This is a genomic window from Kitasatospora sp. A2-31 (assembly GCF_022288725.1).
GTDB lineage: Bacteria > Actinomycetota > Actinomycetes > Streptomycetales > Streptomycetaceae > Kitasatospora.
Genome location: NZ_JAKNTA010000015.1, coordinates 148630 through 162807 on the forward strand (window position 1 = coordinate 148630; position 14178 = coordinate 162807).

Genomic DNA, 14178 nt, shown 5'->3' on the forward strand with positions numbered 1-14178 from the left:
GTCGATGTTCGGGTGGGTGTCTACGTCGATCTGCGCGGCCAGGTCGGCCAGTTCGCTCAGCGGGCGGGCCTCGGTGCCGTCCAGACCGCAGCGCTGACATCCGGCGTCCGAACACATTGGCTATTCAGGCCTGGAAGTCGCGGCCCTGAGGGCAGCTCCACCACGCCTTCCGGTGGGAGCCGGAGCCCACGCTGTCGGGGGTGAAAGTGTTGCGAGGATGCCCACTGAGCGGCCAGCCCTGGCATGTGTTCTGTCAAGGTGACCTTCCCCGGCGCCACGTAGCCCGCACAGCGGGGGCAGCCGGTGCCAGCCACCCGGCTGTGCACGGCGGCCCGGCAGACGTGGCCGGCCACTGCCAGAACACCCGACAATGTGAGCCGGGCCGACCGTGGCCTTGTCGAGATCGCCGTCCAGCGTGGGGTGCCACTGTGCGGCGAGCTCGGGGTGCTCATTGACGGTGAAGCGCGTGCGTCGGGTCATGATCACGAACCGTAGGTCGACACACTGACAGTACGAGAGGCGCCTGACCTGGACCAATGCAAACGAGGCCCGGGGGGCGTCGACCGTGCAATGCGTTGTCCCGCGGCCGGGGCCGGTCGTACGGGAGAGGACCTGGATGGTGATGGCGGCTCCTCCGACGATGAGCTCCATGCGAGGAGCCGCTGACGCTGGGGTTCGATGTCTGCGCAATGGGCAGCTCGATCGCGGGCCCTGACCAACCGTAAACCCGCTGGCGGGGATGCCCACCCCACGCTGAGTGGCTATGACCAGCACAGGCTCCGTTGTATTGCCTGCGGCAGCGCAGCGCTATATTGAACGCGTTCAAGTAGCGGGGGCTTGGTGTGCTCCGCTGCCGCCCAAGTATCAAGAGCTCGGCATAGGGGAAGCATGTACTTTGCGGCGCGCGTGGTGATCACTTGGATAGCGACCTGGCTGACGCTTCTTGCACTGTTCCTCCTGCCGGTGGCACTGCCAAACCGGTGGCAGTACTACATATACTCGCCGGCCAGCGTAGGACTTTGGATGCTGTCCATGCTCGGCGGTCCGGTCGTGGCCTGTGTTGTCAATCGGCGGTGGATCCGCTATGGCGTGCGGAAGACCGGGACAGAGGGAAGCGGGACGTGAGAGCGCGGGTCCGCCACCGTGCCGTATGCCGTCGATCAGCGGCCGCCGGGTCCACATCGGGGTCGGCCGTGACACCGCCTGGGCCGGCGGCGACGCCGGTGGTGACTGTCACGCTCAGTAGCAGCACCTGGAGCTCGACCAGGCAGGTGCCCTCCACCAGCGTCCCGGTGGGCCCGGCCCGCAGCCGTTGCGCTCGTGACAACCCGGCCCGCCATCGAGACCGACACCGCACTCGGCCAAGTGCTGCGGGCCAACACCGAAGCCCTCACCGGCGTCGCGGAGGAAGCCCTGCACCAGCCGCACGCACACCCAGTGCTGTACCGCGCGGGATTCAGCCTTGGTGAGGCCGGACAGGCCACCGCCGCGCGCGACCACTTGCACCACCTCACCGAGACAACCCGCCACCACCTCGGCTCCGACCACCCCGACACCCTTCTCGCCCGGCACGACCTTGCCTCCTGGCAGGCGCTGGCGGGGGATGCTGCGGGGGCCACGGCCGCGTTCGCCGCACTCCTGTAGGACCGGCTACAGGTGCAGGGTCCCGACCACCCCGAGACCCTCATTACCAGGAGCCACCTCGCCTTTTGGCGGGGGATGGCGGGAGATGCGGCGGGGGCCACGGCGGCGTTTGCCGAGCTCCTGCGGGAGCGGCTGCGGGTGCAGGGTCCCGACCACCCGACACCCTCACCGCCCGAAGCGGCCTCGCCCGGTGGCGAGGTAAGGCGGGGGATCCGGCCGGCGCTGCGGCCGCGACGGCCGAACTGCTGCATGACCGGCGACGGGTCCTCGGCCCCGACCACCCCCGCCACCCTCACCGCCTGGAGCGACCTCGTCTACTGGCTGCTCGATGCGGAGGATGCGGCCGGAGCCGCGGCCGCGAACGTGGAACGGCTGCAGAACCTGCTACGCATGCTGGGCCCCAACCACCCCGACACCCTCGACACCCGGCACCAGCTCGCCTTCTGGCAGGCACGCTCTGGTCGGCCCGGTTGCCGGTGAATGGGCCCCTCAGTGCGTCAGCACTGAGTACGTCGTCGTCGAAGGCGCTGGCCAGGGTGGACTTACCTGAGCCCGCGCAGCCGAGGGTGCCGACGATGTGCTCGGTGGCCGCGGTGACCTTGTACGCCTGGGTCTTCGGCACGCCGACGAAGGCCTCGTTGAACTGGTGCATCAGCGGGACGGAGGCTGCCTGCCAGGTCGGCGGCATCGACTGGAGGAGTGAGCGGTTCAGGACGAGGTGCTGGGCGTAGGAGAGGCCGAACATCGTGTGCACGTCGTCCCCGTGCTGCTCCGGGACGACGGCGGTGCGGGTGGTGGAATCCATGGTCGGAGTCCTTGGTGTGTCTGGGGTTGGTCTGGCTCGCGCCGGCGTTGGCCGGGAGGTCGCGGCGGCCGGCACCGCCCTGGCGGGGCGGAGGCCACAGCAGTTGGTCCAGGCGCAGGAGCGTGCGGTAGTCGGCGGCGCTCTGCTGAGGGTCATCGCGGTCGTGCTGCGGAGCCCAGGCCAGGGAAGGGCGTAGAAGGGAATCGGCGAGGTCGATTCCGGTGCCGCTGTAGTCGAGTTCGGCGGCGCTGTCGTCGCTCGGGTCGTGTGTCATAGGGGGTCTCCAGGGTGGTGCGTCGCTACGCTCTCGCCACCGGGCCAGGGCGCTGCCGGCGGTGCGGGACCACGGACCGGACGAGCTCCCGGCCCCGGCGGCGCGGGCTGGTGGGCGGCAGGTTCAGAACGGGTAGTCGTCTGCGTGCCTTGTTCCGGCAGGCCCGTGTCCCGCGAGCATCACGTCTCGCAGGACCAGTGCAACGCCGCGTTGATCCTTCCAGGGGCCTGCGGCTTCGAACGGGCTGCCGTCGTAGGTCCAGCGGTAGGGCTTGGCGTCGTGTTCGTCGTAGGCCAAGACGAAGGTGGCGCTCGACGATGCCGGCGAAGGGAACCTCGCGCCGCCGGAGATCCCAGGGTGCAACCAGTACCACCGTCAAGACGGAAGTCAGCATGATCGAGCGTCAGGGCGGGGCCGGGCAGGATCGTGCCCGTGAACACCACCTCGAACCGCAAGCGCCGTATCAGTGCTGTCGCGATCCTGGGTCTCGCCGCCTCAGTGGCCGCGAGCGGCACCGGGCTCGCCGCCACGACTTCGCCGTCCGCCGTGCACGCGACCGCCGCCACGGCTGCCGCCGCGCCCCCGCGGGCCTTCCGGGGCGCGCTCCCCGCGCCGACCGGTCCTTACGCCGCCGGCGAGGACGTCATCCACCTCACCGACGCCAGCCGTCCCGACCCGTGGGTGCCGTCATCCGGCCCCCGCCAACTGACCGTCACGATGGTCTACCCGGCCGTCCCCGGTACCGGGACTCCGGCCCCTTACATGACCCTCGGCGAGGCAGCCGGAGTCCTCCAGCGCCAGCACATGCCGGCGAGCTCCGGCGTCACCCCGGAGAGCCTTTCCAGCGTCACCACTCACGCCTTCGACGGCGCCCGGCCGCAGCGCGGCAAGCATCCGCTGGTGGTCCTCTCACCCGCGTCCGAGAACCCGCGCATGATGCTCACCTCGCTCGCGACCGACCTGGCCAGTCACGGCTACGTCGTCGCGCTAGTCGGCCACACCTACGAGGACAGCGGTGAGACGCTGGCGAACGGCCAGACGCCGCCGTGCGCGATCTGCGATCACCCGGAAACGCTCGACGTCGACGCCGAAGCCGTCAGCCGCGCGCGGGACGTGTCCTTCGTGATCGACCAGTTGACGCACGGCAATAGCGCGTGGCGCCTGGCACACCTCATCGACAAGCACGAGATCGGCATGGCCGGACACTCCCTCGGCGGAGCGGCGGCCGCCGACACGATGATCGCCGACCCGCGGGTACGGGCCGGGGTGAACATGGACGGCACCTTCCACCCGGTCCCGATGCCCGGCCAGATCAACCGACCGTTCCTCATGCTGGGTACGGCCGCCAACACCGATTGGGATCAGCCCTGGGCTGCCCTCGGCGGCTACAAGAAGTGGCTGACGGTCGCCGACGCCGACCACTTCAGCTTCTCCGACGGGGACCTGCTTCGGGTGCAGGCCGGGTTCCCGACGCCGCCCCTCGACCCCGAACGTGGAATCGTGATCACGCGTGAGTACGTGACAGCGTTCTTCGACCAGACGCTGAAGGGGATCCACAGTCCGCTCCTGGACGGCCCCTCGCCGAACAATCCGGAAGTACTCTTCCAGCACTAGCCTAGCTAGGCGCTACTGAACCTGAAAGCGGGATGTCGGAGCCGTTTGCCTGACAGCTGCTGGGCGGCTCCGGTAGCCCTGAGCTGTGAGATACGCGCAGGGCGGCGGGTTGACCGACGCTGAGAGGGCCGCGCGGGAGCGGATCCGGCTGGAAGCCGTGGAACGCTTCGACGGCGGGGAGAAGAACCGGGACATCGCCGCCGCGCTGCGGTGAGCGAGCGGTCGGTGGAGCGATGGCGACAGCAGTGGCGTGAGCGAGGCGAGGTCGGGGTCCTGTCCAAAGGTTCACCCGGTCGTCCGAGGCTCAGTGAGAGACAGATTGCCAGGTTGGCATGCGAGTTGGACCGAGGTCCGCTCGTGCATGGCTGGGAGGACCAGCGCTGGACGCTGGGGCCGGTGCGCTGCGGGCGGCGGACGCCGCGTGCCGGCGGGTCGCAGAGCAGGACCTGGCCCGGCTGGTGGCCGAGGTCCAGCGGCGCCGGGAGCGGACCGCCGCCGCCAAGGCTCGAAAGGAGAGCTGAACTCGCACAACTTACAGAGGAGTTGAGAGCGTGGCGAACGCAGGAGGCGCGGGCCCGTGCGGGGCGGGCGTGGTCGCCGGATCGGCTGGTCAACGGGTTGACCAGCGTCCCTCCTGCGCGCGTATCGCCGCACTGTCTTGGGATCCACACCTACCAATCGCGCTGCCGAATGCGCGCATCCAGTGGCGTCGAGCGCCTCGAAGATTTCCATGATCACCCTGTAAGACTCCTTCACGACCCCTCCGGCCGGGGAGCTCGTTGTCAGCAGCACCGAGCAACCGCCGGAGGGGTCACCTGTTTGGAACCGACACGAACGGCCCAGTAGTCATGGAGATCAGCTGTCCATACAAAGGGAGCTGAACTGTCCGTCAGAACGGATCTCGAAGGCTCTGGCGCGGATTCCGTGAAAACCGCCTACACCCGCCTACAGGTGTTGCCGGTTGACGACAGGGCCTGCCTGCCTCCAGCCGCCCAGGAAGGAAGCGCAGCTCGTTGACTCGGCGAGCTACACCGAGTCGTTGCCGGTGGGGGTCAGGTTGTCGCGGGTCTCCACGTAGGCGCAGAGTTGCGTCCAGGTGGAGATAGTCCGGCCGTTGGGGGACGGGGGTGGTGGCGTGTGGGGGTGCTCGCCGACGAGGATGAGCCCGGCGTGCTCGCGTGCGGCTGTGCCGTCGTCCGCGATGATCACCTCGGTCCGCTTCCAGCGCGGGTGGTAGCGCCGCTCGGGAATCTCCGCCAGGTGGGCCGCGTCCGGCAGGCCGGGCCCGGGATGGTCGAGGAACCGGACGACCGGGCCCGTCGAGCAGCCTACGGCCGCGATGCCGACCACCCGGATCAGGTACGGTTGCCCGCTCCTCGCCTGGTACGCGTACACCCGGCCGGGGACGGCCCGTGATGGCTTCGGGCGACGGACACGGACCGGGCGTGGTTCGGGTTGTGGGCTCTCCAGGCGGGCTCGGAGCCGTTGCAGGACAGCAGCACGTCGGCGTACCTCCGCGGCACCGGCTTCCTGCCAGCGTTCCAGGTCGCCGCCGGCGTCCAGCACGGCGAGGGCTTCCTGCCGGGCGGGCTCGCTCAGCCGACCGAGCCTGAACTGGGTGTCCGCCAGTGCCAGCTGTACCACGACGTACTCGTCCGGGGCGGAGAGTTCCTCGGCGAAGGCATTCAGCACCTGTGTCCGGGCTTCCTCCGTATCCACCCCCGCTTCCAGAGCCTCACGGTACGCATCACGGGCATCGCACGCGGTGTCGTCCGAGTACAGCCCGGTTCCGTACGTTCCCACGCTCTTCTGCCCTTCCGTCCGCTCACCGTCGACCTCGGCCGGAACCGCTCGGAACCCGGCATATGAGCGGTGACCTGCACGAATTCTCGCACCCCGCCATCCCGGACCACCGCCCAGCCCGCACAGGGCGCGGCCCGTCCTGTGAGGCGAATCCTGTAAACGGCCGGGGCGCAAGTTCCGTGAAAGCCACCCGGGGATGTTGCCGGTTGGCGATCATGACGGGTGTCTGTTGCTGATCTTCTGGCCGTCCTGTTCCCTCAGTTCGCGCTGTTGCACATCGAGTTCGTCGGATCGGCTGGCCGGTGGGTCCGTGTTCACGCCCGGGGCCGGACAGCCGGCGCAAGCTGCCCGGGCTGCGGGGCCTGGTCCGAGCGGGTCCATAGCGGTTACGAGCGGCGGATCGGCGACACCGCGGTCTGCGGGCAGGAGCTGGTGCTGCACCTGCGGGTCCGCCGATTCTTCTGCCACAACGCGGAGTGCGGGAAGCGGACCTTCGCCGAGCAGATCCCAGGCCTGACGTTTCGGTACGGCCGGTGCATCGTGCCACTGCGGAAGGTCCGTGAGGCCGTCGCCCTCGCGCTGGGCGGCCGGGCCGGTGCCCGGCTGGCCGAGCACCTGGCGGTCGGCGTCGGCCGGGATGCCCTGATACGCCTGCTCCGCGCACTGCCGGACCCGGCCACCGAGCCGGTGCGCGTGCTCGGCGTCGACGACTTCGCCCTGCGCAAGGGCCACCACTACGGCACTGTCCTGATCGACATCGAGCGACGGCGCCCCGTCGAGGTCCTGCCCGAGCGGTCCGCCGACGCCCTGGCCGCCTGGCTCACCGAGCACCCCGGCGTCGAGGTGATCTGCCGCGACCGCGCCCGTTACTACGCCGAGGGCGCGGACCGCGGCGCCGGCACCGCTACGCAGGTCGCCGACAGGTATCACCTCTGGGCGAACCTCGGCGATGCGGTCGAGCGGTTGGTCGCCCGCCTGCGTCCTCGGTGGGCGCCGCCCGTGCCCGAGAAGGAGAAGGTGGTGCCGTCCGAGGCGCCGGAAGGGCGACGGGTACGTCGCACCCGCGAGCGTCACGCTGCCGTTCACGCCCTGATGGACAAGGGTATGGGGCACAGCCAGGTCGTGGCTGAGCTGGGCCTGGACCCGAAGACGGTGCGGAGGTTCATGCGCGCCGCCACGGCGGAGGAGCTGATCGGCGACCGCCGGACCGGTAGGCAGAGCAGCCTGGACGGTCACGCCGCCTACCTGGTCGCCCGGTTCAACGAGGGCTGCCACAGCGCGCTTCGGCTCCACCGGGAGCTCGCCGAACGCGGCCTGACCGTCAGCGAGCGGACGGTGCGCCGGTTCGTGCACCGGTTACGCGACAACGCCAAGCCCGCCACCCGCCCGCCGGTCCTCAAGGTCCGTGACGTGACGAGGCTGGTCCTCACCCACCCCGACAACCGGCCCGAGGGCGACCGCGTTCTGCTGAAGGAACTCATTGGCCGCTGCCGGGAGTCGGACGAGGCCTGTGACCTCGTCTCGCGGTTCGCCTCAATGCTCGTCAACCGCCGTGGACAGGAGGAGCTCGAACAGTGGACCGCGGACGCCGAAGCCAGCCGCCTGCCTGAACTACGCGGATTCGCCTCGGGCCTGCGCAAGGACTGGGAGGCGGTCATGGCAGGCCTCACGCTCCGCTGGAACTCCGGCCCGGTCGAAGGCCACGTCAACCGCATCAAGATGCTCAAAAGGCAGATGTTCGGACGCGCCAAGCTCGACCTCCTCCGCAAGCGCGTACTCCTCGCAACCTGAAGATCACCACGGCGGCTTTCACGGAATTCGCGCCAGAGCCATCTCGAACTGTCCGCTCACAAGTGGGCACGCCCGGGTGTCAGCGAGGTGGAGCAGTTCTCCCCGCGCAGGCGGGGTCGGCGGCTCAGATCTTGTCGGTCCCGGCCGATAGGTTGCCGACATGACCTCCGCTCACACCATCAGCACCCGCCCGTGGACGATCCGACCGGCGGCGACCGGTCCCGGGGGTACCCCTGATTCCCGCAGCAGCACTGCCCCCGTACGGGTTGTCCCCCTGTGGGCTGCTCCCTGCGCTCTCGCCCTGCAGGACCCCGCGAAGCGCTGAGGCGCACCCGGTGCAGAGAAGATGCGCCTTACTGGGCGTTTCGTCCCTGACTTCGGAGGTCAGGGGCGAAACGCCCAGTCAGAGTCCTTGTCCGGCCACTCGGAGCAAACCCGGCTGTCACGCCAGTAGAACCGCTCGTCCCGGACGACCTGCTCGGGCACGCTCGCGGAGGGGAGTCCGCAGTACCAGCAACAGCCTGGATCGACCCTACTCATGCCGGGTACCCGCAGGCGTGACGGCGTAGGGCCTGGGGAGAGTCCGGTCCAACGTCACGACTATCGCGTCAAAACCTGGGTCTACGGTGATCGCCGCAGTCTGACGGAGCAGCCCAGGCAGTCGACACCCGTTCAGCGTTGATCCGCCTACTTGCGCAGGGAGTTGACGACTCGGATACTCGCGCTGACACCACTCGAGGGGGATGCAGTGGATCTTGTTCAGTTGGCGGAGAGGTCGGCGGCCGTCACGGGGGACTTCCTGGTGGCCTCGGCCACCGGTGCCGCAAACCAGGCCAGTTCGGTCGTCGGGAGCGCGGTCGCGCAGTTGGTGATGGGGAGGCTCGGGATCAACTCGGCCACGGCCCAGGCGGTTCCGGCGCTACAGGCCGCTCCCGCGGACGTGCAGCGGCGGTCGGAGCTTGCGGCCGCGCTGAGGGACGTTCTCATCGAGGACCCCGCCTTCGCGGCGGCCCTGGGCGAGGCGGTTCAGGCGGTGGACCGGAACGTGCACGTGGTGGCCTCCGGCCAGGACAGCCTCGTCCAGGTCGACTCGCCCGTCACCGCCTCCGGTCGGGGCGTGGCGGTCGGCCGCGACCAGCACAACCTCACCCGGGTCACGAAGAAGAACGGCACCCTGTGGATCGCGGCGCTCGTCGCCGTGGTGGTGGTCAGCGGCGGCACGACGCTCCTGGTGACCCAGGACAGCCCGAATGAGTCACCCCGGAAGAAGGCGGAGAAGGTGGCCGTCGACTGGGCCCGGGCCGGATACGTCGGGGACATCGAGACCATGTGCGGGCTCACCACCGGCCGCGACAGCCATATCAGCGGCTGCCGTACCGACGAGGAGACAAGGAGGGCGAAGGCGGCGGTGGCGAGCGATCCGCCCTCGGACGACGAGATCGCCGCCGCCGAGGGGTGGAAGGCCGAATCGTCGGAGCTACCCAGCGACAACACCGCTCGGGTGACGGTCGTCAACACGAAGAATCGCAGCGGCGTGAAGAAGGATCACATCGTCGTCCACCTGACCCGCCAGGGCAGTGACTGGCTCGTCAGTGACGCGAAGGGCATTAGCAGTGGGGACAGCGAGGGCTGAGGCACCTCCTTACTGATCGTTTCAGAATGAGATCGGTTCAGGGGCCTGGCAGTTGAGGCCTCCGGGCGGCAGAGTGCTGCATGTGCCGGATGATCTCGTGCCCGATGACCTGTGGGAGCGGGTGGCGCTGCTGCTGCCGCCTCGTCCGCCGCGGCGCCACCGCTAACCCGGCCGGCTGGCCGCGGACGACCGTGCCGCGCTGCCCGGCATCGTGTACGTGCTGTGCAAGAGCGTGAGCTGGCGGGACGTGCCTGCGGAGCGGGTCGGCTGCAGCGGGATCACCGCCTGGCGGCGGCTGCGGGACTGGACCGAGGCCGGAGTGTGGCCGCGCTTGCACGAGGTTCTTCTCGCCGAGCTCCGGAAGGCAGGGCTGTTGGAGATGGACGACGCCGCGATCGACGGCTCGCACGTCAGTGCGCTCAAAGGGGGGCTCACACCGGACCTTCGCCGGTCGACCGGGGCCGATCGGGCAGCAAGCACCACCTGATCGGCGACCGGCACGGCACCCCGCTCGCCCTCACCCTGACCGGCGGCAACCGCCACGACGTCACCCAGCTCCTGCCGCTGCTGGACGCGATCCCGCCGATCCGGGGCCTGCGCGGCAGGCCTCGCCGCCGGCGGCGCCGGCTGTTCGCCGACCGCGGCTACGACTACGACGAGTACCGCCGCTCGTTGCGGAAGCGCGGCATCAAGCCCTTGATTGCCCGCCGTGGCATCGCCCACGGCTCCGGGCTCGGCAAGACGCGTTGGGTGGTCGAGCGGACCTTCGCGTGGCTGCACCAGTTCAAGCGCCTGCGGATCCACTACGAGATACGCGCCGACCTCCACCTCGGCCTGCTCCAACTCGCCTGCAGCATCATCTGCCTGCGGAAACTCCGAACCTCATTCTCAAACGACGATCAGCTGTAAGGAACCAGCCCGTTGAAGCCTCCTCCCCCTTGCAGCGCGGAGGGCGGTCCTCCCCGCGCCCCCGGGGTCAGCCGCGAACACGCTGAGGATCTGAGCGGCCATCTCCGTCCTCCCCGCGCCCGCGGAGGTCAGCCGGCGATGGCCGAGGCGAAGGCCTCCGACGTGATCTCCCCCCGCACCCGCGGGCTGCCGGGTTGGAGCTTGTACTCCGGCCCCGCCCCGCGCACCTCCAGCCGCGCGGTCACGGCCGCCGGTCCTCCGTGAGCGCCGCCTCCGCAGCGTCGAGGATCCTGGCGAAGACGTGGGCGATGACGGGCCTGGCGAGGCGGGTGACCGCCGCCCCGAACGGGACACGCGCCCGGAAGGCGGTCGTCCAGACGACTTCGGTCCCGCCCGCGACCTCGGCGAAGGTCATCCGGCCGAGCTCGTGCCGGGCCGGCGGGAAGCAGCGCTCGACGGTGTAGTCGAAGTCGTACGGGGGGTTGTAAGCGGTGACCCGCTCGCGGAACCACCCGATCGCCCAGGTGTGCAGCCGCACGGCACCCACCCCGTACGGCGCACCGGCCCCTTGCCGGGCGAGTCGCGCCCTGAGGACGAGCGGGGAACGGGTGTAGTTGCTGGTCGTGGCGCACCAGTCGAACACGTCCACGATCGGCGCTGCGATGACCCGTCGGACGGTCAAGGTCTCCATCGTCGCTGCCTCTCCTGCTGGTCGGCTCTGCCGCGGCCCGTCGGCCGCGCGGACCAGGTGGACGGCGCAGCGGCCGAGAACGTGACGCCGCCGCCCGCGCGATGTACGTCACACCGGGAGTCCGCCCGAAAACCGGTCGGCGTGCGGGGCGGTCGTCGGTAGGCTGCGGCGCATGTCGCAGCCGGTCCAGCTTGTCGTCCTGATCACCACGCTCCCCGGCCGCGGGTCGGAGCAGGCCGCCGCGTTCGAGCGGCTCGCGCCGCTCGTGCGGGCCGAACCGGGGTGCCTGCAGTACGACCTGCACCGGGTCAGTGGCGAGCCCGACCGCTTCGTCCTGATCGAGCGGTGGGAGTCGGAGGCCGCCCTCGCCGCGCACGACGTCACCCCGCACATGGTCGAGGCGGACGCGGCAAGCCCGGCGTTCCGCGCCGGGCCGGCCGAGGTCGTCCGGCTCGTCGCCGAACCCGTGGCCTGACTGCGGCCGGGGGCCGCCGGGCAGTGAGCCCCCGCGCCCGGCCGGGCGCGGGGGCTCACTGCCCGGCGGCCTCGCGGGCGATCCGGTCGAACTGGGCGCCCATTGCCTCGGAGAGCGCCTGTGCCGCGGACAGCGGCCGGACCATGACGGTGAAGTCGTCGATCAGCCCTTCCTCGTCGAAGTGCAGGAAGTCGCAGCCCTGGATCTCCTTGCCCGCGACGGTCGCGGTGAAGACGAAGGCGTGGTCGCGGCCGTCCGGGCTGGCGATCTCGCGGACGTAGGTGAAGTCCTCCAGGACGCGCAGCACACCGCGCAGGATCGCCGCGGTGATGGCCTTGCCCGGGTACGGCTTGAACGCCACCGGACTGGTGAACACCACTTCGTCGGCGAGCAGGGCCTCGATGGCCTTCTCGTCGCGGTCCTCGACGGCCTGGCGGAACGGGTGCATCGGAGAACTCCCCACTACTCAACAATGCGACTAGGTGTTTCTGTGAGTATGGGACCGGCGCAGCCACCTGTCCAGACCAGCCCGAGCCGGCCGATGCCCCCACACCCGGGCGCCCGGCGCACTCTGCGATTAGTCGCCTTGTTGACCAATCACCCGGGTGCTACGTTGACGCCATGGCTCTGCGGAACGCGTTGATGGCCGCCCTCCTGGACGGCGAGGCCTCCGGGTACGACCTCGCCAAGGGCTTCGACGCTTCGGTGGCCAACTTCTGGATGGCCACCCCCCAACAGCTCTACCGCGAGCTGGAGCGCATGGAGGCCGAGGGGCTGGTCGCGGCCCGCGTGGTCGAGCAGGAGCGGCGCCCCAACAAGCGCCTCTTCTCCCTCACCGACGCCGGCCTCGCCGCGGTCCACGCCTACACCGCCGAGCTCCCGAGCCGGCCGAGCACCATCCGCGACGAGCTCATGGTGAAGGTGCGGAGCGTCGACGCCGGCGACGCCGCGGCCGTGCGGGCCGCCGTCGCCGAGCGGATGGAGTGGGCCCGCGCCAAGCTCGCCCGCTACGAACGCCTCCGGACCAGGTTGCTGGACGGCCGCACGGAGGAGCAGCACCTCGCCGAGGCCGAGCGCATCGGCCCGTACCTCACCCTGCTCCGCGGCATGGCCTTCGAGCAGGAGAACATCCGCTGGGGCGAGACCGCCCTCCGCGTCCTCGACCGGCGGTCGGCCGTCCGCCGCTGATCCGTCCGCCGCTGACCCGCCCGCGCCTGCGGGACGTCCGCACACCGCCGGAGGTCAGCCCCGCAGCACCGTCGCCTCGCGCTGCGCGGCGAGGAGCTCCTGCTGCCGCTGCAGGCGGGCGATCTGCTCCGCCAGGGAGTCCAGGCGCTCGTCCATGACCCCGAGCGAGCGGGTGCAGGGGGCGACACCGGGCTCGTCGTCGTGGGCACAGGGCAGCAGCCGGCCGATGGCCTCGGTGGTCAGACCGGCATCGAGGAGGTCGCGGATGCGCAGCACGGTGGACACCGCGTCCGGGGCGTAGCTGCGGTAACCGTTGGTGTCCCGCTCGGGGTGGAGCAGGCCCTGCTCCTCGTAGTACCGGAGCAGTCGCGCCGGGACGCCCGTCCGGCGCGCCAGGTCACCGATGCGCATGTGCTCGCGCTCCTCTCGGGGTCGACCGGCGGACGCGGCCCGGGCGCGCCGGAACTGACGACGCGACGGGCTTGACCTTCACACCGGTGTGAATGCCTAGCGTAACCGCCATGAACGAGATTTCGACGCCCCGGCATTCCCTGTCCCTGACGACCGAGGTCTCCGGTTCCGGACCCGGCATCCTGCTCGCCCACGGCGCCTCCGGCGACATCCCGAACAACTTCGGCCCCCTGATCCCGCTCCTGGGCCGGGATCACACCGTCGTCGCCCCCTCCTACCCGGCCACCGACACCCCCCTGCAGCTGGACCGCCTGGCCGACGCCCTCGTCGAGAGTGCGGTCGGGGCGGGTGTCGAGACCTTCACGGTGGTCGGCTACTCGCTGGGCACGGCGGTGGCCGTCCGGGCCGCCGCCCGCCACCCCGAGCGGGTGCGCGGGCTCGTCCTGGCGGCCGGGTTCGCGAAGGCTGACAACCGGCTCCGGCTGCTGATGCAGCTGTGGCAGGACGCGCTCGAGCGCGGCGATCTCGACGGCTTCGCCCGACTCGCTCTCACCACCGGCTTCAGTGCCGACTTCGTCAACGCCCTTCCCCCCGAGGCGTTCCCGGCCCTGGTGGCCCAGGTGGCCGCGACTGTCCCCACCGGTACGCGGGCCCAGGCCGGGCTGGTGGCCGAGGCCGACACCACCGGCGACCTCGCCTCGATCACCGTGCCCACCCTCGTCGTCAACGCGACCGCCGACCTGCTGGTCTCCCCGGCCAACTCACGCTTCCTGGCCGAGTCGATCCGCGGATCGGAGTACGCCGAACTCCCTGTCGGCCATGTGCTCATGGCCGAGCAGCCCGAGCAGTGGCACAGCCTGGTCACCGGCTTCCTGGCCCGCCACGGCCTCTGAGCACCGCACCACCGGCCACCCGGTCGACCGCGGGGCCGTAAGGGCGC

12 protein-coding genes and 2 pseudogenes are annotated in these 14178 nt (G+C 70.4%); 9 read left to right on the forward strand and 5 right to left on the reverse strand.

Annotation, left to right across the window (positions count from 1 at the left end):
- Window positions 1-124: 124 nt before the first annotated feature.
- Window positions 125-199 (reverse strand): annotated as a pseudogene (locus tag MCM47_RS44175) (zinc-ribbon domain-containing protein); the annotation flags it as partial.
- A 1121-nt stretch (window positions 200-1320) separates the two neighbouring features.
- On the opposite strand from MCM47_RS44175, the gene MCM47_RS32205 reads away from it, so the two are divergent.
- The 3 genes from MCM47_RS32205 (at window position 1321) to MCM47_RS32215 (ending at window position 4337) form a co-directional block, all read left to right on the forward strand.
- The gene (locus MCM47_RS32205; RefSeq protein ID WP_238949472.1) at window positions 1321-1644 is read left to right on the forward strand and encodes a hypothetical protein; all 324 of its coding nucleotides are present in this window, start codon (window positions 1321-1323) and stop codon (window positions 1642-1644) included.
- A gap of 249 nt (window positions 1645-1893) precedes the next feature.
- A complete protein-coding gene (locus MCM47_RS32210; protein WP_238949473.1) occupies window positions 1894-2124 on the forward strand; it encodes a hypothetical protein in 231 nt (76 codons plus the stop codon).
- 1031 nt (window positions 2125-3155) lie between these two features.
- On the forward strand, window positions 3156-4337 hold the full coding sequence (locus tag MCM47_RS32215) for an alpha/beta hydrolase (protein ID WP_238949474.1): 1182 nt from the start codon (window positions 3156-3158) through the stop codon (window positions 4335-4337).
- 1026 nt (window positions 4338-5363) lie between these two features.
- Here MCM47_RS32215 and MCM47_RS32220 read toward each other — a convergent pair.
- A complete protein-coding gene (locus MCM47_RS32220; protein WP_238949475.1) occupies window positions 5364-6029 on the reverse strand; it encodes a hypothetical protein in 666 nt (221 codons plus the stop codon).
- Window positions 6030-6362: 333 nt separating this feature from the next.
- On the opposite strand from MCM47_RS32220, the gene MCM47_RS32225 reads away from it, so the two are divergent.
- From MCM47_RS32225 to MCM47_RS32235, 3 genes and pseudogenes are all read left to right on the forward strand, one after another.
- Window positions 6363-7931, forward strand: coding sequence for an ISL3 family transposase (locus tag MCM47_RS32225; RefSeq protein ID WP_238949476.1), 1569 nt, complete (start codon window positions 6363-6365; stop codon window positions 7929-7931).
- A gap of 802 nt (window positions 7932-8733) precedes the next feature.
- Window positions 8734-9564, forward strand: coding sequence for a hypothetical protein (locus MCM47_RS32230; RefSeq protein ID WP_238949478.1), 831 nt, complete (start codon window positions 8734-8736; stop codon window positions 9562-9564).
- An 82-nt stretch (window positions 9565-9646) separates the two neighbouring features.
- Window positions 9647-10473, forward strand: a pseudogene (locus MCM47_RS32235) (IS5 family transposase).
- Between the two features lie 241 nt (window positions 10474-10714).
- On the opposite strand, the gene MCM47_RS32240 reads toward MCM47_RS32235, so the two are convergent.
- Window positions 10715-11164, reverse strand: a complete 450-nt coding sequence (locus MCM47_RS32240; protein ID WP_238949481.1) for an SRPBCC family protein — start codon at window positions 11162-11164, stop codon at window positions 10715-10717.
- Between the two features lie 172 nt (window positions 11165-11336).
- Between MCM47_RS32240 and MCM47_RS32245 the strand changes: the two genes are divergently transcribed.
- Window positions 11337-11639 carry a putative quinol monooxygenase gene (locus MCM47_RS32245; protein WP_238949483.1) on the forward strand — a complete coding sequence of 101 codons (303 nt, stop codon included), beginning with the start codon at window positions 11337-11339 and terminating at the stop codon, window positions 11637-11639.
- Window positions 11640-11694: 55 nt separating this feature from the next.
- Here the strand turns inward: MCM47_RS32245 and MCM47_RS32250 are convergent, their stop codons facing one another.
- A complete protein-coding gene (locus MCM47_RS32250) occupies window positions 11695-12087 on the reverse strand; it encodes a nuclear transport factor 2 family protein (protein WP_238949485.1) in 393 nt (130 codons plus the stop codon).
- Window positions 12088-12260: 173 nt separating this feature from the next.
- On the opposite strand from MCM47_RS32250, the gene MCM47_RS32255 reads away from it, so the two are divergent.
- Window positions 12261-12827, forward strand: a complete 567-nt coding sequence (locus MCM47_RS32255) for a PadR family transcriptional regulator (RefSeq protein WP_238949488.1) — start codon at window positions 12261-12263, stop codon at window positions 12825-12827.
- A gap of 54 nt (window positions 12828-12881) precedes the next feature.
- On the opposite strand, the gene MCM47_RS32260 is transcribed toward MCM47_RS32255, so the two are convergent.
- Complete coding sequence (locus MCM47_RS32260) at window positions 12882-13238, reverse strand: MerR family transcriptional regulator (RefSeq protein WP_238949490.1); 357 nt, start codon at window positions 13236-13238, stop codon at window positions 12882-12884.
- A gap of 110 nt (window positions 13239-13348) precedes the next feature.
- Between MCM47_RS32260 and MCM47_RS32265 the strand changes: the two genes are divergently transcribed.
- Complete coding sequence (locus MCM47_RS32265) at window positions 13349-14131, forward strand: alpha/beta fold hydrolase (protein WP_238949491.1); 783 nt, start codon at window positions 13349-13351, stop codon at window positions 14129-14131.
- Window positions 14132-14178 lie beyond the last annotated feature (47 nt).